At 36.0% G+C, this 20816-nt stretch carries 18 protein-coding genes; 17 read left to right on the top strand and 1 reads right to left on the bottom strand.

Going from position 1 to position 20816, the window contains the following annotated elements; translation table 11 throughout:
- Positions 1–399: 399 nt before the first annotated feature.
- Both LVD15_RS22705 and LVD15_RS22700 read left to right on the top strand, forming a co-directional pair.
- Positions 400–2841 (top strand): HD domain-containing protein, encoded by a 2442-nt coding sequence (locus LVD15_RS22705; RefSeq protein WP_233777480.1) that lies wholly within the window; start codon positions 400–402, stop codon positions 2839–2841.
- Positions 2842–3142: 301 nt separating this feature from the next.
- A complete protein-coding gene (locus LVD15_RS22700; protein WP_233777479.1) occupies positions 3143–3856 on the top strand; it encodes a hypothetical protein in 714 nt (237 codons plus the stop codon).
- 255 nt (positions 3857–4111) lie between these two features.
- Here LVD15_RS22700 and ltrA read toward each other — a convergent pair whose 3' ends face one another.
- Positions 4112–5269: a group II intron reverse transcriptase/maturase gene (gene ltrA, locus LVD15_RS22695; RefSeq protein ID WP_233777478.1), complete on the bottom strand. Its 1158-nt coding sequence runs from the start codon at positions 5267–5269 to the stop codon at positions 4112–4114.
- Positions 5270–5984: 715 nt separating this feature from the next.
- Between ltrA and LVD15_RS22690 the strand changes: the two genes are divergently transcribed.
- From LVD15_RS22690 to LVD15_RS22625, 15 genes are all read left to right on the top strand, one after another.
- Entirely contained in the window at positions 5985–6272 is a 288-nt protein-coding gene (locus tag LVD15_RS22690) for a hypothetical protein (RefSeq protein ID WP_233777477.1), read from the top strand.
- Between the two features lie 18 nt (positions 6273–6290).
- Entirely contained in the window at positions 6291–6719 is a 429-nt protein-coding gene (gene tnpA / locus LVD15_RS22685) for an IS200/IS605 family transposase (protein ID WP_233776130.1), read from the top strand.
- Between the two features lie 519 nt (positions 6720–7238).
- Positions 7239–8429 (top strand): carboxypeptidase-like regulatory domain-containing protein, encoded by a 1191-nt coding sequence (locus LVD15_RS22680; RefSeq protein ID WP_233777476.1) that lies wholly within the window; start codon positions 7239–7241, stop codon positions 8427–8429.
- A 1134-nt stretch (positions 8430–9563) separates the two neighbouring features.
- Complete coding sequence (locus LVD15_RS22675) at positions 9564–10751, top strand: hypothetical protein (protein WP_233777475.1); 1188 nt, start codon at positions 9564–9566, stop codon at positions 10749–10751.
- A gap of 488 nt (positions 10752–11239) precedes the next feature.
- On the top strand, positions 11240–12634 hold the full coding sequence (locus LVD15_RS22670; RefSeq protein WP_233777474.1) for a gluzincin family metallopeptidase: 1395 nt from the start codon (positions 11240–11242) through the stop codon (positions 12632–12634).
- Positions 12635–12785: 151 nt separating this feature from the next.
- Positions 12786–13271 carry a hypothetical protein gene (locus LVD15_RS22665; RefSeq protein WP_233777473.1) on the top strand — a complete coding sequence of 162 codons (486 nt, stop codon included), beginning with the start codon at positions 12786–12788 and terminating at the stop codon, positions 13269–13271.
- Positions 13272–13471: 200 nt separating this feature from the next.
- Positions 13472–14830: a serine hydrolase gene (locus LVD15_RS27340; RefSeq protein WP_370687379.1), complete on the top strand. Its 1359-nt coding sequence runs from the start codon at positions 13472–13474 to the stop codon at positions 14828–14830.
- Positions 14754–15461 (top strand): serine hydrolase domain-containing protein, encoded by a 708-nt coding sequence (locus tag LVD15_RS27335; RefSeq protein WP_370687378.1) that lies wholly within the window; start codon positions 14754–14756, stop codon positions 15459–15461. The genes LVD15_RS27340 and LVD15_RS27335 overlap by 77 nt, the downstream gene beginning before the upstream one ends.
- Positions 15462–15647: 186 nt before the next feature.
- Positions 15648–16127, top strand: a complete 480-nt coding sequence (locus LVD15_RS22655; RefSeq protein ID WP_233777472.1) for a hypothetical protein — start codon at positions 15648–15650, stop codon at positions 16125–16127.
- A gap of 223 nt (positions 16128–16350) precedes the next feature.
- A complete protein-coding gene (locus LVD15_RS22650) occupies positions 16351–16908 on the top strand; it encodes a hypothetical protein (protein WP_233777471.1) in 558 nt (185 codons plus the stop codon).
- 159 nt (positions 16909–17067) lie between these two features.
- Positions 17068–17820, top strand: a complete 753-nt coding sequence (locus tag LVD15_RS22645; protein WP_255763321.1) for a protein phosphatase 2C domain-containing protein — start codon at positions 17068–17070, stop codon at positions 17818–17820.
- Between the two features lie 57 nt (positions 17821–17877).
- Entirely contained in the window at positions 17878–18480 is a 603-nt protein-coding gene (locus LVD15_RS22640; RefSeq protein ID WP_233777469.1) for a hypothetical protein, read from the top strand.
- Positions 18481–18633: 153 nt separating this feature from the next.
- The gene (locus LVD15_RS22635; RefSeq protein WP_233777468.1) at positions 18634–19185 is read left to right on the top strand and encodes a hypothetical protein; all 552 of its coding nucleotides are present in this window, start codon (positions 18634–18636) and stop codon (positions 19183–19185) included.
- Between the two features lie 442 nt (positions 19186–19627).
- Positions 19628–19915 (top strand): hypothetical protein, encoded by a 288-nt coding sequence (locus LVD15_RS22630; protein WP_233777467.1) that lies wholly within the window; start codon positions 19628–19630, stop codon positions 19913–19915.
- A gap of 301 nt (positions 19916–20216) precedes the next feature.
- Positions 20217–20693 (top strand): hypothetical protein, encoded by a 477-nt coding sequence (locus tag LVD15_RS22625; protein WP_233777466.1) that lies wholly within the window; start codon positions 20217–20219, stop codon positions 20691–20693.
- Positions 20694–20816: the final 123 nt, after the last annotated feature.

The raw sequence follows: 20816 nt of genomic DNA, 5'->3' as shown, positions 1-20816 counted from the left end.
TTTATTATGAGCTTACCTAATATTTCAGTTAACAGGTACAGCTTAAATAGATACTATTAAATTGATTAGGCAGTTAAAGGGATGTGCCGACAGGTTATTAAAGGCAAAAATTGATAGATGTTAAAGAGTTATGGAACAATAGTGATATTAGTTGTGCAGATCCCATCATGTTAAGCTTAGTGGTTTTACGACCAGTCCGAATAAACTTACGCTAAATGGAATTGTTGCTGGGGCATAACTCAACTAAGACTGGATAGATATTCACATATATAGCTAATACATCTATGAAATTAATCAAGAATCCTTTAGATTGAACCTATAATAAAAATAAGGGGAGGTGTTTCACTTATACGGATGTTGTGTGTCATTTGTGATCCCGAAAAATCTTAGCAATTAATTATGCCTGATGATTACAAGGATGAATATTTACTGAGACTCGAAAAGAGTTTAATATATGAGACCCTACGTAATCAGTGTCAAAAAAAGGATACTGAGGTCATAACTTTGGTTGATAACGCTGTGTCCTATGCCTTTCAGCGTACCAAAACCATCGTTAAACACATGGGAGAATTTACTCTCCATGATGGTGATCACCTATTTCGAGTTCTAAATCTAATGGAGCGATTGCTTACAGAAGAAACTATTAGAAAATTATCATCTCCAGAGTTAATGCTTCTAATCTTGAGTGCGTTTTTCCATGATATTGGGATGTCACCGGATGAACAGGATGTTTTAGCATTGAGAAAAATATGGGATTCTGATCCTGAATTTGCAGACGAACATGAGAAGAAAAAATATGATGAATTCAATCGCTTTTTTTCGGCAAGACCTTCACAACAGGACGTTATCAATGAACTGATTGATCAAGGAAAACATTCAAATGCCGAGACAATAAAATCCTATCTAATAACAGAGTTTATAAGACAGACTCATGCTGATCGGGCTAGAGAGATCATTGAAAAAGACTGGAACAATAAAATTGTTTTCCGAGATACTGACTTAACCGTTGAATTCGCACAAATCTGCTTTAGCCACAATGAGGATGCACTTACTATTCTGGATTTTGATAAAAGTCTGCTATGTGGAGTAGGTACCTATGCTTGTTTACCCTTAATCGCAGTTATTTTAAGATTAGCGGACATTCTAGATTTTGATGGAAAAAGAACTCCTTCAATACTGTATTCACATTTATATGTTCGGCATCCCGTATCAGTTAAGGAATGGAACAAACACAGAGCTGTTGAGGCTTGGGACATCACACCTGATTTAATTCAATTTAGTGCAAAATGCACTCATCCAGCTATTGAAGCTTCTATTCATGAATTCTGTAATCTTATTGATAGAGAGCTATGTGTATGCAACAATATAATTTCAACAGTAAACGATTTTAATACTGGTAAAGCAAGAGACATTACAATCAAGTTTCCGTTCAAAGTAAATCGTGACAAAATCAATACTAAGAAAGATATACGCAATAAACCTCTTTATATATACCGAGACACACAGTTTAATCTTAGTAAGCAACAGGTGATTGATCTATTGATGGGGACTAAACTTTATGGGAATCCTGAAGTCGCCTTGAGAGAACTTTTGCAAAACTCCATTGATGCTTGCTTACTCAGACAGGCACAAGAAGTAAAGTGGGGTAATCCGTATAGTCCAGAAATAGAAGTGAAATATTATTCCGATGGTAAGGATGTAATATTGCAGGTTGAGGATAATGGAACTGGGATGGATCAATATATTATTGACAATTACTATTCTACGGTAGGCTCTTCCTTTTATAAGTCCACCGACTTCTATAATCTAAAATCTGAATCTAACGCAGATTTTACTCCAACATCAAGATTTGGTATAGGTATACTTTCCTGCTTTATGGTTGCTGATACATTGATTGTAGATACCAAAAGGGTTTACGCACCTCACAAATCCAGCGAAGCATTAAATATTACAGTCGAAGGTCAGGAGAGTATATTTTGGATCAAGGAAGGTGAACGCCAAACCCCAGGAACTACTACCAAATTAGCACTTAGAAAAGCTCAAAACCCATGGGAACGGCTGACAGAAGAGGCTTTTATAAAATCTGTTGAAAATGTGGTTCCAAATCCGCCTTTTAAAATTAACATTGAAACATCCTCGCATAAGAAAGTAAGAGACCAACACAGTTTCAAAGCAATAACAACTCAATCCCTCAAAGATTATACTTGGAAGGATCATGAAAACATTAAAACTTTTGAGATTGAATTTAGTCGACAGGATATTGGCATTATCGGCTCAGCTACTGTGGCAATTTTAGAACGTCACGGAAAGCCCATTAAATCTCTAGAACTAAACTCTAAAGACATAAATATTGAAGGTCAGGTCTACACTTTAGAAAAGTCAATGAGGATTTCTGAGAATTCAATCAGCGAATCATCCCAATCAATTACAATTAGTGATGATGGTGAAATAAATGAAGATTATTCTTCGAGGAAATTTGCCGAATCTAAATCAAGTCTTTCCCTTCATGGAATTGAAGTCCCAACATCATTATTTCCGCAATCATGGATGCGTAAAAACAATCAAGTAAGAATTGAATGGCCTTTTCCGCTGGTGTTAGTTGTAGATATCTGCGGAAATAGAGACTTAGACTTGAACTCTCCACGTACAGAAATAATACTAAGTGAAAAATGGATTGATTTTGAAGAGCAATTAGCCTACCTAATTTGCTCTGATATTGCTAATTCCGTTCCCACTGAATATTGGGAAGAATTAAGAGACATATTAACCGAGAATTCCGAGAATGAGAACTTTCTTAGGGCACTAAATAAGATTGATAGGAACGACCCTCGCTGGTCGTAGGTTAAGCGCAACGGCCCTAGGACCTATCATGTGCAAGAGCATTTGCTTGAAATAAGATATGGTGATGTCTGCATCTACAAGTACAGTCGATACTTCAAGAAAGATATTGATTGCATAAGGAAAGAATTTGAGCGGATGCTAGGAACAGTCCGAGGCATAACTCAACCAAGACCACAGAGATATACACACATATAGCTAACACCTCTATGAAATTAATCAGAAATCCTTTAGATTGATCCCCATAATAAAAATAAGGGGAGGTGTTTCCCTTGTACGGTTGTTGTAGGGCATTAAACAAAATATGGGAAGTATTTCAATAGTTCACGGAATAATTAAAGTAGAGGATATAAACCTATACAAGAAAGTTGTAGAATCTATAGAGAGAGATGAAAACTATCCATGGATTCGACCTGAAATGTTAAATCTCTGTGAGGAAGAGACACCTTACTATTATGAAAGTCCGATTGCAACTTTTGGTGCAACATACAAAAACTTGGATGGAGGAATTTCCTGGTCAGAATTCATATTGAAATTCGAACATCTTCTAACCCTAATAAAATTTGACTTTGCTAGAATTAGGTTAGAAACTGCATTCATGGGTGACTATGAATTTTTCTGGGGAGCAAAAAGAGGTGTTGAAGACGAATTTTACTCTGGGAAAGACTTAATTGAATCTGATAATTGGTTTTTTGGTTATGGTACAAGACATATGTTTGGCGGATTAGAAGAACAAGAACCCAAATTACCATTCGACTTTCAGTATCCTGTTGAGTTTAATCAGCCAATAAAAGAAAAATTCAACTCGATTTTACCAGAATTAAATAAACTGGAATTAAGAAAAAGGACTTTTTTTGATGATTGGTCAAAACACAAAGTATTTGGAAACGATCATTCTCATTTAATATTGACTTATCTGAAAATCAATAAAGTACTACGATTTGGATGGGAGTCTAGTAAAGGCTTTTTCATCGTACGATTGAAAGAAATTAAAAAAATAGAAACGCCCTACAATTGAGTAGACGGCTCTGACTCAAATTGAGCCAGAGTTCGCCTCTCACACCACCGTACGTACCGGTCTGGTATACGGCGATTCACTGAATCTCTGGTTGAAGTTTTAGGTAATAATCCAGCATGCTTTCATAACCTTTCTTTCTTAGTCGTGATATGGTGATAGTAGTCCTCAGGATGGGGCTTTGAGCTACTGCCCATCCACCCATTATGCTCCACTGCAGGCTGGCCAGTCACTAAAAATGTCCACAGGACATTTTATTTACGCTCCGTCCTTCCAAGCGTAAGCCTGATTCTGCTTCACTCCTAATCGGATGAGGTTTTTGCGTTTCCGCTCCAGCTTTTTCCAGTCGTGCCAAATACAGTATCTCAGCCTGTTGCGTAGCCATTCGTCAAGTTCCTTCACCTTGGCTTGTATACTAGCCAACCGGTAGTGTTGTAGCCATCCGGTGAAAACTTGCTTTATTTTGACTAATCTTTCAGCTAAGCTGTAAGGTTTGGTCTTTTTGGAACAAGCCTTGATCTTGCGTTTCAGAGCTTCCCACCCCGACTTATTGACTACCATTTGGTACTTACCTTTCTCTCCCTTTTTGTAGGTAGGCACAAAGGCATACCCTAAAATCTTGAAGTTATGAGGCCTGCATATGCTACTCTTTTCTCGGTTTATAGGTAATGCTAGCTTATATTTTAAGAACATATACACTATATTACCTGCTTTTCGAGCTTCCGTTTTTGACTTGGTATAAATACTAAAGTCATCGGCGTATCGAACATATTTCAGCCCTCTTCTCTTCAAGTATTTGTCCAGTACATCCAACATAATATTAGATAGTAGGGGACTTAAGGGGCTACCCTGTGGTATTCCTTTCCTGCGCTTGTGCAACTTTCCCTTAATAAGGATCGGTGTACGTAGCCATTTTCGGATTAGCCATAGGGTAGTAGGGCATTTAACCCTGTGGTAGACAAGTTGTAAGAGTTTATGATGGCTTATTTCATCGAAAAATCCTTTCAAGTCAATATCTACAATATCCTGATATCCATCGTTGATGTATTTTCTGGCTTGTAATACAGCTTGATGTAAATTTTTCTTAGGCCTGAAGCCATAGCTGTGTGGCTCAAATTGTAGTTCAAACCTTTTGGCTAATTGCTGGCTAACGGCTTGTTGAAGCCATCGGTCTGTTACGTTGGGTATCCCCAGCATTCTGGTTTTACCATTTCCTTTGGGTATTGTTACCCCTTTGATAGCATTAGGTACATATTTCCCCTGTAGAATGCTTATGAGAATGTCTGTTTGATGAGCATCAAGGTATTCTTTCAGCTCATTAACATTCATACCATCCACACCTGCAGCTCCTTTATTAAGCACCACCTTTCGGTGTACTTTGAATAGGTTTTTGGGTTGTAGAATTTCTGCTATCATTTACTTTTTCCTTCTGTCTGCTTAAGAAAAGGCTATACTGACTCAAAGATCAGTATTCCTAATCGAATTACGACACGATTCAATGTTTAGTCCTTCGTCATCTGGTGAGTCCTCCTTGTTTTCAAGGCTCGTTACCAATAACTACTATGACCTCTGCTGACTTCTTCCTGCTCAACTCGTGGGCAGGCACCCCTGCATGCTGGCCCATCGCTAAAAATGTTCACCGAACATTTTCTTTACGCTCTGTCCTCTCGGTAAGATGAATATCCTTGTGTCTATCGCTGCCACATCTACTATTTCGGCACTAGCCTCTTTTCGAGGGGTTGGACTTCGGCAGCATGTGTTACCTCATCCGGCCTCATAGCCTCTGTATGTGGTTCATGTTCTTCAGTACAGACACCGCAGTCTGGCTTTATTCATGCGTATTTTATTTTAAAGGTATTCATGAATGCTTTGCATTTCTTCAGTTCTAACCTCGCGGTTAACAACCTTGCCACTTGCTTCGCTTCCAGGCACGACCCCAGCGCGTAAAGGACTTTCACCTCTTGGAACACTCAAATTCTTGAGCTATATTCACCATTCAAGGCACACACAAAACCTAAACTGCATTAAAACGCAGTTTAGCCAAACGTTAACTGTAATTATGGGTAGACTTCTGATTCCTCTGTGTATAATACAAACACTTAGTAGCTGTTCAAGTACTAGTGATAAACATGTGTTAAAAGCAGACATGATGGAGCACTATAAAGAAGTGTATAATTGGAATCAAGTGATTGGATTACCGACTTTTAAGGCGTGCGATGATAAGAATAAAGGTCATCTTGATTATTTGCGAAAATGGGCAGACAAAGATGCTCTTTTTTATATGCTCCACGACACAAGCTCTGTGGCTTTTAAGGTCTTTTTAATGCAAGAGATTCATAAAAAATATCCAGAATATGATAGTTTAATGTCACACTCTGGGAATGGGAGAAAATCCCTCGCCTTTAGGCGAAGACTTTAGTATTTGCGATATTTCCCTATGGAAAACTACAGAAAAGGGTCTCACACCTTGTTTGATTTGAAATATCATATAGTTTGGGTAACGAAATATCGCAAGCAAGTTTTGGTAGGAGCAGTGGCAGAGCGAAGTAGAGAGTTGATACGAGAGATTTGTAAATCGAATGAAGTAGAAATAGTAAAAGGTCATGTGTCACAGGACCATATACATTTGTTTGTATCCGTACCTCCCAAACTGTCAATAAGTAAGCTCATGCAATATATAAAAGGGAAAACCTCACATAAGTTACTATTTGAGTTTAAGCATTTACAGCGACAGTTTTGGGGTAAGCACATTTGGGCGCGAGGCTATTTTGCAGTAACAAGTGGGAATGTGACAGATGAAATAATAATGCAGTATATAGAGAATCAGGATATTGAAGATAAAGACGATAATTTTAAAATTAGCTAGTGACTTTAGCCGCCTTTAGGCGGAATCAAATCTACCGGCTTTTAGCCGGTTAGTTATTTAATTGTCAAGAAATACGGCTCAGACACAACAATCATTGAATTTGTTTCAAGCTGTATCGGTATTACCTACGAAAGGACATTAGGCGAAACCTCCCAACATATCATATCGGACTATCAAAATGATCCGCTACTATTGAGAAATATAAAACTCCAAGAGTGGCAAATACAGTTAACATCATATAAAACCCATTTGCTCATCACCTTGTAGATAAGCTTCTGCGAAATAGCCCGTAATTTATGTTTGCTTTTCATAGCTGGCAATAAAGGATATTGCTTTACTCAAGTATAGCAGTTAATTATTCTAAGTTTTTGCACTTAATGAAGTGTATTAGTTTGTGGGGAAAGCATAAATTACTACTTTCAGTATTTCATAGCCTAGTATAGCAAAAGGGTTTTATACAGGCGTTGAAGTGCATAAAAAATCATAATTTATATGTTCAAATGGCTTACTTTTTTCTTTTTGCTTTTTAGCTTAAAACTAATAGCTCAAAATGAATATATAACGTTGACAGGAGAGGTTACTGATAACGAAACAGGTGAAGCTTTACCTTTTGTATCTATTTACTTGGAAGGAACATCGATAGGTACTACCTCAAACACGGATGGAATATTTGAATTTCATATTCCTGAAAAGCTAAGGAATTCAAAAGTTATCATCTCAATGATTGGATATATTTCAGTAGCAATACAACCCTCTAACTTCAATTCCTATCAAACGATAAGGTTGAAAGAAAACATGCTTACATTAAGTGAGGTTATCATCACAGATGAACAACTTTCAGCCAAACAAATCATTAAGAAGGCCTATGAATCTCTTGATGATAATTATCCTCTAGAGCCTTATCTATTAGAGGGATTTGTTAGAGATCTGCAAAAGGAGGATAGCACTTACATTGAATTACTAGAATGTGCGGCTAAGTTTTCGTATGAGAGATACGATGTGAAGCATGAACCTCGCGTTGAACTTCAGGCTGTTAGACGTAACTACATTACCAATAAGCACCCGTGGAATGAGGAATGGGAAAGAAAAAACTCAATTGTAGACTTAATTGAGGATGATTTTATCAGGTTCAATTATGGACCTATTAAAGTTGGAAGAGGGTGGAAATACGAAATTGAGTCCATTCTGCCTTTTGATAAACGACAGGTTTACAAAATCGTGGGCGTTGATAATCCTTATAGCCAAGCAACATTGTACATTGACGTTGATAGTTATGCTTTTGTCAGAATTGAGTACAACCGAGCCGCAAAAAAACGCTCATATTATAAGAGAAGACTGTCAAACGGACAGCAGGAAATTGCTTATAATCTAACCCTAGAATATCAGGAATATAAAGGAAAATGGTATTTGAAATACCAAAAAGAGGAAGACACTTGGGCTATTTTTAAAGGCTTAGAGAGTAACAAACTCCTGTTTACAAAATATCCAAAAAAAGAATTGTTCATCAACAGAATCATTACTCAAGAAGAAATAGGGTATTATGATTTTCAGGCTAACCTTGATATTAATAGGAGTATAGAAAATCATTCCGAACAATATAATCCTGATTTTTGGAAAAACTACAATGCACCGATATTGACAAAAAAACTCAGTATAATTGAGCAGTATTTAAAACAGGCGCAAATAAATGTGAAAAGTGATAACAAATAAACGCACTCCAATCGAGTAGACGGCTCTGACTCAAATTGAGCCAGAGTGCGCTTCTCCCCCCACCGTACGTACCGGTCTGGTATACGGCGGTTCATTGAATCTCTGGTTGAAGTTTTAGGTAATAATCCAGCATCCCCTCTGGTAGTAGGTTAAGCGCAGCGATCCTACGACCTATCATGTACAAGAGCATTTGCTCGGAATAAGATAGGCGGATGGCTTAGCTACAATGTACAATCAGTATTTTAAGAAAGATATTGATTGCTTATGGAAAGAATTTGAGCGGATGCTCAAGCTATATATGTATCGCAGCGGATGCTCTGACCTGTCCGATAGGTATAACCGTAGTTGGCTACGTCTATAACTGGCCAAGGCTGTAAAGCATTTATAATGCGGTAATGCAGGCTTTCGAAGCATAAAAAATTATTATATTAGGAGAGAGGTATAATGTGAATATATGCAATTGTATATATTACTTTGTTGTACATAATTAAAGAAAAAATTGAGTCAATCGAGTTCTAGAATAAAGATAGATTTTTTAAATAAAATTGAATTATGCTACAGGAATTTTGGGAATGAATGGTCAATTAAAGATTTAGATCAAAATGAGAATCATCTGAAGATTTTAATACCATTACTGAAGGCTCTTGAGGATAAAAAAATCATTGAACTAATAGGTACGCACGGAAGGTTTAGAATTATTGACCTCCCATCAAAGCACAGTAAATTGTTGTAATTACCTAGTTGTTCGTAGTCTGCGACTACAAACTTTCAATGATCATCAGTGTCTCTGACAAGGTATAAAACATCAAATTTCCCGCTGGTCGTAGGTTAAGCGCAGCGACCCTACGACCTATCATGTACAAGAGCATTGGCTCGTAATAAGATAAGCGGATGACTTAGCTACAATGTACAATCAGTATTTTAAGAAAGATAATGATGGCTTAAAGGAAAGAATTTGAGCGGATGTTAGGAACAGTCCGAGGCATAACTCAACCAAGACCATAGAGATATACACACATATGGCTAACACCTCTATGAAATTAATCAGAAATCCTTTAGATTGATCCCCATAATAAAAATAAGGGGGAGGTGTTTCCCTTGTACGGTTGTTAGGCTCCACCAAAAATGAAATGCATGAATAGAATTATATTTTCAACATTAATTTTAGCTTTTCTTTCTGCTTGTCAGAATGAAAACACAAAAGACGAAGCAATCGATAATTCTGAAATTCAGAAAGAAATTATTTTTTCTAAGTTATACAGCAACTCTCAGCTTGCAAGCCAATCCTTTTCTATCAATAACCTCAGGGACACTTCCTTGACAACTAAAAGTGGTACGATAGTGAAAATTTACGCTAATTCGTTTGCAACAACGGATAGTATTGAGAATTGGACTAAAGTTGAAATTGAAATAAAAGAAGCTTTTAAATCAAGCGACTTTGTTTTGGGCAACCTCTTTACACAAAGTAATTCCCAAAACTTACAAAGTGGTGGAATGGTATTCATTTCTGCAAAAGCTAATTCAAAGAAATTAGAGTTGAGAGAAGGAAGCGAAATCGGATTTATTATACCCACCGATTCTCTGGATGAAAAAATGATGATTTATCAAGGAGAAAGAGATAGTTCTGAATTCATGAACTGGGATTCTCCTGAGTCCATATTGAATTCCCGATTGAGAACATTAGAAAGATCTTACGTTTCTATCACCTATGAATATCAAAGATACTTTAATACATATGATTCAAAATTCAGTGAATGGCTATGGGAGGTTAATAGAAAAATTGGAGACGAAACAATAGTTGAAGGTGTAAAAGTGAAAGTCATAGACATTGCTAAAGATTTTGTAACTCTTCGTGAAACTGAAAGTGGTCTTTTTATACCTGATGTGATTACCAATAAAGGTCAAAATGGATTTGTTGAAGACTTTAATACGAGCTACATATTCAGCGTAAAGAAATTAGGCTGGGCGAATATTGACAAGCTATTTGACAATCCTAATTCGGAGAATGTAGAAATGTTGGCCAAAATTGACAATGAAAATGATTTTGATTATGTTTTTACATCACTAATCCTACCTAATGAGAAAATGTACATACCTGGTTATCAAAAGCAAAACAATTCCTTTGGATTTACACATAATGATGAAGAAAAATTAATTCTTCCGATAGGATCTAAGGCGACAATAATGGCTACAGCTTATAAAGGAGATAAGCCATACTTCAATTTAAAGCAATTTGTGATTGAAAAGAATATGAACTTCTCTTTCTCCTTGAGTGAAACAAATGCTGAAGATTTAAGGAAGACTATTGAAGAAAAAATATAAAATGGCGAGAGCCACCCTCTGGTCGTAGGTTAAGCGCAGCGGCCCTACGACCTATCATGTGCAAGAGCATTTGCTCGGAATAAGATAAGCGGATGGCTTAGCTACAATGTACAATCAGTATTTTAAGAAAGATAATGATGGCTTAAAGGAAAGAATTTGAGCGGATGTTCAAGCTATATATGTATCGCAGCGGATGCTACGATCAGTCCGAGGTTAAATATCAAATAAAACTTCTAACAAACGATGATGGCCCATGCCCTTACTAACCCATCCGCAAATAGCCTGCTAAACATCCCGCTTATGTTCTGCCAAGAAACTGAAGTGCCTTTTACCACCTGTAGCATGTGGGAGTAATTAATCTACAGAGCACAGTGCATTTCCAAAACTTTGATGGCACCGGCAGATAAGCTACTTTTAACGCTATAAATTAAGCTCGGAGGGCTCAGCGCCATATCTCAGCGTTAGCACCAAGCTGAAAAACATCACTAATGAAAAGTACATTTTTACTTCTGGCTTTACTAGCCTGTATTAAATTGTCGGCACAACCAGGAGTTCCTAAACTTACCGGAAAAATTGAAATATCGATTGAACAGGGGACTATCGAAGGTGATTTGACTTTAAGTGATCTTCCACATATCAATGATTATTATATCCGAATAAATTCAGGACTTAATATTTTGCACATTAAGGCATTAAAACCTGAAGAGTTTTTAATACAATACAGCAGAGCATTTAATGATACAACCTCAACAGGAGAAAGTAACGCTTATTATTTTGAGGATAGCAGTGGGAAAGGCAAATTTCTTCCAAATTCAATCCAATTTAAATATGTTGGTAAGTTCCCTGTAGTTAAGGATACCATTGAAAATTATAGCCGAAAAGATTGGAAAGGAAACATTGCTTTTAATCATAATTCCGTAAGGGCAGATGGATTTCAATCTGCTTGGTACCCTGTTCTATACGACATAACAAATGACAAAACTTACGAACACCTTACTTACGATGTAGAAATAATCTGTAATGATTGTTCTACCTTATATGTTAATGGCAACCAACCTGTAAAGGCGCAAAAGCATAATTTCAAAAGCGAACTTCCTCAAGAAATAACCCTTTTTTGTGGCAATTACGATTTTGACGAATTGGATAACACCTACCTCTTAAATTCGGGAATGAGCAAAAAAGAAATAGAAAACTTCGGCAAGCTTATAAACGATTACAAGGCTTTTTATGCCAAAAAATTAAATATACCTTTTAACCAACCAGTAAGTTTTATACAAACAACACCTGTTTCAAAAAAAGATAGTTGGATGTTTGTTTCGTATCCCGCCATCTATAGCATTGGTTGGAGCAATGGGCTTAAAAATATTGTTGACCCTAAATATCAAAACTTTTGGCGTCCATACATAGCACACGAATTAGGGCATTATTATTTTGGGACCTTAAAAGTGTTCAACTCGGAACTAGGGGATATGATGAGTGAAGGGTTTGCAGAGTTATTATCCTTACAACTGACAAAAGGCATAATGGGCGAAGAACTCTACCAACAAAAGATGGATAAAAAAATTGAGCATTTAAAAAAATTCAGTCCTAAACCATTTGGTAAAATAAAATCAGAAACCGAATACGAAAACAGACAACAGTATGTTTATGATTATGCGCCATTGATTTTTACAGCAATAAAAGAGGAAATTGGAGAGGAAAAAATGTGGAAATGGCTAATTACAATTCTCGAAACGGAAACCACTTTTACCAATTACGATTTTCTAATTTCAACATTACAAACAACGTTAAATGACAAAAAGATGATGGAATTAATAGAAAAGCAATATCTGATTAACGACAATTCGGTCAAAAATGCGATTGACAAAATAACAATGGAATAAAAGAAGGTGCTAATAAAGTATAACCGCAATTACGACGGATTCGACCAGATCCGAATCCATTCGGAATTACTAACGTCGGTTCTAAATCATAAATCTTTAACTTTAATCTCTTAACTGACGGTAATACGAGCCGTTAGTAGTAATCGTTATTATGAAAGAATATATAAACGGAGTGAGAAAAAGCATAATATTTCTCATTGGATTCTTCCTTGTTATACCAATAGGATACCTAGTTTTGAACCTCTTTCCGGGGACTTTCGAAGTCTCAACTTTTGTCTCACTTTTTACTTGCACCTTCTTAAGTGGCGTATGTGTCTCTGGACTGATAGCTCTGAACGGCTTTATAAAAACCAATAAACTTATTGAGACTTTTTCTTCTTTGGATCTAAAGCAATTTAATGGAACACTTGAGCTTGTTGACGAATACACTGGTTGGAGAAGAAAAATTGAACTAATCGGACGAACAGATGAACATGAAATAGTCATGTTGCCAAGATTTGAGAAAGAAATATGGAGACAGGTACCCTTTTTGGACATCTTTCTAGGTAGCTATCCCAACCCTATTGCAGAACTTCGAATCGATAAAGGGTTAACCATTGATCAACTGAACGAAGCAATAGAAAAGGAAAGCTACTAACAAATGCTATGGATGAGGCTTCATGGGGCAGGATATTTTCGTGGGGAATGGAATGTCCGCCACAAGTTTATATTTAAATCAAGTTGTGGCTATTTAGTGGAGGCAAGGTTAGAGTTTTCTATTCTTCCTCATCATAATGGTCGTCACCACACATAACTTAAATGACAAAATTCATACTTCTATTAGTATTGTGTTGCCAAATGGCAATTGGGCAATGCCAGACATTGATTTCAGGGAGTGTTATAAATAATCAAACCAAACAACCTATTCCATACGTAAACATTGGAATTGCTAATACTGAAGTTGGCACAATTTCTAATGAAGATGGCTCATTTACCATCAACATACCTCTAAAGTATTCCGATCAGGACCTGCTTTTTTCCTCTGTAGGATACATCAGAAAATCATTTCCCATTTCCTCGATCTCCACCGCAGCAAACAACTTGGTGGTTTCGCTCAACGAAAATGTGCTGGAGTTAGGCGAGGTAGAAATAGTCGCAAAACAAGAAAAAAAGAAATCAGTTACTCTGGGAAATGGTAAGAGCTTATTGCTCTCAGGGCAAATCCACTATGACACCCTTTCAGCTGGCAGTGCCATGGCCCTCCTAATCGATAAATCAGATAATAAAAACCTGACATTTCTTAAAGAGGCATCCTTGCATATTGCCAAAAATTTATCTCCTGAATTTAAGGTAAGGATGCGGATCATGTCAGTAGACAGCCAAACCGATAAGCCGGGAGTAGACCTACTTACACATCAGGTATTAGTAACATCAGACGTTAAAAAGGGATGGTTAGATTTCGAAATAAGCGATACCCAAATAGTCAAAGAAGATCAGTTTTTTCTGGTATTTGAATGGATCATGGATAAGGACGATCGGAAATATGTAACCTCTAAATATGAGCAATACATGAAAATGTACCCTGCTAGGGTTTCATACGACACGGTAATTATCAATCATGAGAAGGTAGTCATACCCCAGGTAAGCACAGTAGTCGCCGGAACAGTGTTTGGGGTAACCAAATCAAAAAAAGACCGTGAGCACTTCAAGTGTTACTATCGCTCCAATAGTTTTGGTGAATGGAAAACGTCTTCCGGTATCCTTTCTGCAAAAGTGACATTGTCGAATTACCCACCTACAGATGAGCCTGAAACTAACAAACTACCATGCGATGCATTGGCTTGTAAAATCGATCAATGGGCTACAGACTTTCAAAACGAATTTAACCCAACAGGTTTTCAATTATCAATTGGTAAATCAGATACCATCATTTTTTCCCAAGGCTATGGTTATGCAGATAAAGTTGCTAATATACTTGTAGATAGACAGACACAATTTCGAATTGCCAGTGTCTCAAAAACCATGACCTCTGCGGCTATTATGCAGCTATATGCTAAAGGCCTGTTATACCTTGATACTGCAATTCAAACTTATGTGCCTGCATTCCCCAAAAAAGAAATACCCTATTACCGTAAGGCAAGTGGCCAGCCACTTAAGTGGTATCCGGCATTATTATGGGAAAAGCTGGGACGAGATCTTTATCCAGCAGCACTATAGTAATTTAACCGATGCATTGTCCATTTTTAAAAATGATTCGTTGCAAGTAAAGCCTGGTACAAAGTTCTTATACTCATCTAATGGTTATATTCTTTTAGGTGCTGCTATTGAAAATATAACTCAACAACCTTACTTGAGTTATATGAAGCAAAATATTTGGGGTCCCATCGGGATGCATGCCACGTATGGAGATATAGCAGACAGTGTGATGGATCATAAGAGTAAATTTTATTACCTGACTGGTGAGGAGGCAACTCCTTATGACTTAAGCTATTCCTACTCTACGGGAGGATTACTTTCTACAACTGATGATCTTACCAAATTCGGACTGGCTATTATTGGAGATGATTTTATAGATCAAGAAACGAAAAGGCTCATGTTTCAAAATCAGGTAACTTCTGACATGCGAAATGTGGGCTATGGCTTAGGATGGTTTGTAGAAGAAGATATTAATAATAAGAGAATTTGGTTTCATACCGGTGAATTACCTTCTTCCGGTTCCATATTGGCTATTTTTCCGGATCAGGAAATTATTATTGCGCTACTAGTTAACTCTCCCATAGTCTCTTATACTCAAGGTGAATTTTTTGAGTATATGATGCAGTTGGAAAAACTAGTTGAATCGTATTAAGAACCGGTGGTAACAAAGGCTAACTATTCGGTTTGATGTGATGTTTAAGGGCACTCCCGGGGTTAAGTATAGTGCTTGAGGTGTTATTAGCTCATTCTTCTTCCCGTATCACAGAGATTTATATCCACGTTGACTTGAAAGTATAAAAAAAATATTAAAAATTTACTAGATTAGGAGGGAGATATAATGAGAATATATACAATTGTATATATTACTAGGTTGATAGTAATTCAAAAAATGACCGAAGAATTTAAATATCGTCCACCAATTAAATACTTTTTCGTTGGACTTGGCGGACTTGTCCTGTTTTCATTATTTGGACTCGGAGTTATTAAGGGAGAAAAAATTTGGTTTTCAATAATCGTAGGACTTTTCTCTTTAATGGGATTGGGTATGGGTATTAGCTTTTTGACAATTTTCTTTAGAAAACTTAATGTAGGTAAACTTAAGCTAGGAACTGACTTCATTGAAATTCCCGGACGTTGGAAAGGCAGGATAAAACTGAACTTTAATGATATTATAGATATCGGAGAGTTCGACACATATGACAATGTAATTGAGATAGAAAGTAGACAAGGAATACACTTGATTGAACGGAATTGGATGAAGCAAAATGAGTTTGACATAGTTAAGAAGAGACTTCGAGAATATTGGATCAAAAAATAAAAAAACTACCATGTACATTAGCATTTTCTCTGAATAAGATAAGCGGATAGCATAGCTATGATGTGTAGTCAGTATTTCAATTTAGCCAAGGGTGTAGCGTGTTTATAGTGTAGCCATGAAGGGCTTTCGAAATAATAAAAATTTACTAGATTAGGAGCGAGATATAATGAGAATATATGCAATTGCGTATATTACTTCGTTGTAAGGCATTGTAGAACGAAATATGAAAGAATTCTTAAGAAGTATAAAACTGGTTGATAACCTCACCACTGAATTGAATATTCAAAAAAGTGAATTTGTTAAGACTTTTAAAGCCCATGTAGATGAAGGTAGTACTGGTTTCGGATCAGATGCATTTGATGTCTTTTCATCCAGTAAAAATGAATATAAAGGTCATGTTGGATACGATAATTTTAAAATTAAGAGAAGAAGACGTTTTTTCGATAGGAACATGAACCTGGCTGTCGCATCTGGAACGTATAAACAAAAAGAGAGTCAATTAATTATTGAAACCGAAATTAATGGATTCAGCGGGATGATGATACCTTTCTATATTTTTGCATTAATCTTTTATTCTTTTTTCATAGTAACTTTTTCGTTTGCCGATAACATAAATGGAAATGGAGCAGGTTTTGCGCTACCCTTTATAATAATACATGCCGCATTTATGTTTGGAATTCCCTATTTTATGATGCGAAGAAGTACCAAAAGAATGGCTCATGAATTAGAAAGAGAATTCTTCTACATGACAAAAGAACATACGCCTTACAGCAAGCGCTAGGAATGAATGTGGTTTTAGTAGGTCAGGATACTTTGGTGTGGATAGGAAAGTCCGCCACAATTTTTAAATTTAAATCAAGGCGTGGCTATGTGCCAGAAATGAGGTTAGTGCATTCTTATCCCCACTCATCATAGCTAATCATTGTGGATCATTGACTACATGAATATATACTCAACTCTAAACATTGGGGAATTTCATACTAATCATTGCGAGGACTTTCTTGTGAATGAGCAAATAAGCTCTAATGAAATTTTAATTGCCGTACTGGATGGCTGCACAATGGGAACGGAATCCGTGTTTGCTTCAATTTTGTATGGTAAAATCTTAAGGAACATTGCTAAAAATCATTTCTATCAAGAATTTACTTCTAATAGATCTTTAGACTCAAAGTCGTTATTGAAGTCCTGTATAAAACAATTGATTGCCGAAACCAAAGGGATCAAAAATCAACTAGGACTGGATGTCAACGAGCTACTATCAACGCTCATAATTGGTATAGTTAATACTAAATCTTATTCTGCTGAACTTTTGACCATTGGAGATGGCGCTATTTATGTTGACGGAGAGTTAACCGAATATGAACAAGATAATACACCCGATTATTTAGGATATCACCTTAACGAGCCTTTTGATACTTGGTATGATTCGCTTGAACAAAGAAAAACCATTACAAAATTTACAGATCTTTCGATTGCAACAGACGGGATATTTACTTTTAAAAATCTTGAAGATAAAACCAAGCAAAAATCTGAGAGTGAAATAGTAGAATATTTACTTAAGGATCGGACTTTTAGTGAGAACGCTAATTTTTTGGAGCGAAAAGTCCGGGAGCTAAGTAAAGAAATGAAGCATGTTGTAACAGATGATCTTGCAATAATTAGAATAATAACGAATCTACAGCAAACCTTATAGCGGATGCCTCTTCTGAGCTGTTTGAAACAGATGTTATAGTAAAACTTTAGAAAATAAATGTTTAGACTGCTAACAATAATACTAATGCTATTCATGGCTACTTTATATGGCTACGGCCAAGAAAGTGACTATCCTAGGTTAAAACCACGTCCTCAAATGAGTGAATCACAGTTTGATGTAGGTCATTTTCCCCAAGACCAGTTTAAGTTTCAAGATATCAAATCATTATCAGAGCTAGATGTTTATAAGCTCCCACATTACAAGAAAAGGAATGCTCACCAAAGTCGGTTCAGACTGGTGTCTTATCAAAGTATTTCAGAGAATTTTTATACCTATATTTTATTTGATGAATTCTATGGTGAGGCAGGCGCCTTTATGCTTTATACTGTTGATACATCAGGATACTTGATCAATTTGATAGAGTTTAAAGGAGGTGACGGAGATGACAATGGTGGATATTTCACAAATTCAGAATTCATTAATGATACCTTACTGCTAAGTAGAAATACAAAATATATAAGAGAGAAGTCTGAGTCTGGTAATCTGCTTGATACCTGGCAATTAAAAATTAAAGAGGTAGAATACTCAATTGCCAAAACAGGTGAAATTTTCATAAAGTCAGAAAGAGAAGTTATTAAGTCTAATCAACTTACCTTCTAATAGCCTTACTAATATGGAATAGAAAATAAAGAATTTTTCCTATGCGGCTGAAAGCGTTTCTTACGAGTTTTAAATTGAAACCAATTCTCAGATCTTTAAGAGGGGAGAGGTTTATAATTTCTTATAAAAACAAGGTTGTTATATATCATTCTTATGAAAATTAACTGGTTAGTAATATTGTTATTAGTGTTTTCCTGTTCTTCAGAGAACGTGTCTTATGAGCAGGTCTTATTCTCTGCAGTTGGAGTAACATCTGATGAAAAAGATTATTATAATAGTTTGGAAGAGGCAAAAGGATTTGGATTATTGTTGAGTTTGGATAGTGTAAAATCTATGCATTCATTAAAAGCAATAGTTGATGAGAAATATTGTGACAACATAGTTTCAGTCCATCTCTCTGAAATTTCAAAAAACGCCTACTTACCTATAGCCTATTGGTGTAATGCTATCATTAATATAAATTATAATGATGTCGCTATTATCAAGGCAATTGACGATGTTAAGGGGGCAACAAATAAAAACGAACCTATAGTTATAGAAACTAGTTCTTTGGATATTAATAATTTAAAGAAGGTTTTAAATGAAATTGCTCGGGATTACAAATCAACTTTGGAAAGTAAAATGGGTAAACCAATTGAAGATTTGTCGCTCGCTGAAAGAATAGAAATACAGGAAAAATGGCCTTTAACCGTATTGATGATTTAAAGAGCGAAATAACCTTAGTTTGCTACGTCTGCAATTGACCGGTGTGGTAGCGTGAGTATAGTTATATAGCCTTGAAAATATTAAAAATTTATAAGATAGGAGGAAAGATAACTTAGTAAGCATTATTTCTGTCATCTTAATAGGTTGCGCACAACCTGAATCAAATAAAGATTTAAAATACTGGCAAAGGGAAAGAGTTCAGACATACAATGTTTTATATCGTGATTTGATTGCTAATCGCCTAGAGCGAATTCGAAAGGATTTGAGTCTTGCAAATGCAACTAACCATAAGGTTGATGACTTGCTAAAAGAAACGCAGCAAGCTATAGACAAACTAACTGCTATCGAAAACCAGTTGATTAACCTTAATGGCATAGTCCGACCGAAATAGCCAAATGGCGGCGTTAGTGAATATGGTGCATTCAATAATGCTGATCGAGAGTTGCCTTTTCAAGAAATATTTGTAGATCAAAAAATAGGTTTTAGTATAGAGAAAACCATTGAATCATATTCAAGTTACATCCGCGAGTTGGGGGTTTCAACCACAACTTTAGTAATCGATCCAAAAACAAATCCATGGATGAAGCATGATCCCAGTTTTCAAGGAGTTGATTTTGTTGAACTACATTTTGCGAAAGCTGACATCTTCGAAGCGATAAAAGCTATACGGTTTTATCAGGTCAAGATTCTATTACAAGCGGATGATGCGATTCATCAACTGACGAAATAAAATGAGACTCAAATAGGGTATATTATGCATACATGACCATTATATGGGCGTTGCTGCCATTTCTGAAAATAATCATGCTAAGACGGATTAACATAGAATTTATTGATAAAATCAGAGTACCTTTTCAGGTTAACAGGTTTCTCAAGTCACTATTCAATGTTTTAACAATTTTGCTCTTTCCAATTGTTATTGTACTAAGCCTGGTTTGTCTATTTATCGTTTTTACTTTTGGAGGTGCTATTTTACTTTTTTACAGAAAATTAGAGCCATTAGGCTCTGCTTTACGCGGGAATGATGAAACATGTCAATATATATTCAGAAAATAAAAACTAGCTGGACTAAAAAAAGTAGAGGGAATCCTGGCTCTAATCTCAGAAATGGGGTCCAAGAAAAATTGCCAATCAAAACAGTGCATTTAGTCGACTCAGTAGTGCTTCAAGAAATAATATTTAATGAAGGAGGGTTTGATAAGCCAAGTAAAAATAAGATGTTGGAAATTAATGAAACTCAAATCAGAGAACATAGATTAGATTTCAACTATTCTGATGATGGACTTGAAATTGGATTTTGGACGGAAAATCAAATTAAAAAGAAAGTAGGAGTACTTAAATTTAATTCTTGGTGTCGGGTAAAGACTAATAGACGATTCCCAATGGAGTATACATGGGGATATTATAAAATAGTATACAATATTTTCTATGGTGAACTTAATATTGCAAGAGAGGTTTTTGAAACGGAAAAAAGATTTGAAAAGGACTATCAGACTCTTCTGAATTAAAAACGGATATCAATTTGTGAGAACCTATTAATACGTACTTTAAATTAAACGTCGTATTTAATTGTAAATTGAAGATATTTCCCACAAGCCTTATTCGTTAGACTTGTGTTGATTGAACAGGCA

Source organism: Fulvivirga maritima, assembly GCF_021389955.1.
In the GTDB taxonomy this organism is placed as follows: Bacteria; Bacteroidota; Bacteroidia; order Cytophagales; family Cyclobacteriaceae; genus Fulvivirga; species Fulvivirga maritima.
Note: the sequence above shows the minus strand (reverse complement) of the source record. Positions and strands in the feature narration are given on the sequence as shown.

Coding starts and splice junctions, on each gene's coding strand:
- LVD15_RS22705 (WP_233777480.1), top strand. CDS start 400: ATGCCTGATGATTACAAGGATGAATATTTACTGAGACTCGAAAAGAGT.
- LVD15_RS22700 (WP_233777479.1), top strand. CDS start 3,143: ATGGGAAGTATTTCAATAGTTCACGGAATAATTAAAGTAGAGGATATA.
- ltrA (WP_233777478.1), bottom strand. CDS start 5,269: ATGATAGCAGAAATTCTACAACCCAAAAACCTATTCAAAGTACACCGA.
- tnpA (WP_233776130.1), top strand. CDS start 6,291: ATGGAAAACTACAGAAAAGGGTCTCACACCTTGTTTGATTTGAAATAT.
- LVD15_RS22675 (WP_233777475.1), top strand. CDS start 9,564: ATGAATAGAATTATATTTTCAACATTAATTTTAGCTTTTCTTTCTGCT.
- LVD15_RS22670 (WP_233777474.1), top strand. CDS start 11,240: ATGAAAAGTACATTTTTACTTCTGGCTTTACTAGCCTGTATTAAATTG.
- LVD15_RS22665 (WP_233777473.1), top strand. CDS start 12,786: ATGAAAGAATATATAAACGGAGTGAGAAAAAGCATAATATTTCTCATT.
- LVD15_RS27340 (WP_370687379.1), top strand. CDS start 13,472: ATGGCAATTGGGCAATGCCAGACATTGATTTCAGGGAGTGTTATAAAT.
- LVD15_RS22655 (WP_233777472.1), top strand. CDS start 15,648: ATGAGAATATATACAATTGTATATATTACTAGGTTGATAGTAATTCAA.
- LVD15_RS22650 (WP_233777471.1), top strand. CDS start 16,351: ATGAAAGAATTCTTAAGAAGTATAAAACTGGTTGATAACCTCACCACT.
- LVD15_RS22645 (WP_255763321.1), top strand. CDS start 17,068: ATGAATATATACTCAACTCTAAACATTGGGGAATTTCATACTAATCAT.
- LVD15_RS22640 (WP_233777469.1), top strand. CDS start 17,878: ATGTTTAGACTGCTAACAATAATACTAATGCTATTCATGGCTACTTTA.
- LVD15_RS22635 (WP_233777468.1), top strand. CDS start 18,634: ATGAAAATTAACTGGTTAGTAATATTGTTATTAGTGTTTTCCTGTTCT.
- LVD15_RS22625 (WP_233777466.1), top strand. CDS start 20,217: ATGTCAATATATATTCAGAAAATAAAAACTAGCTGGACTAAAAAAAGT.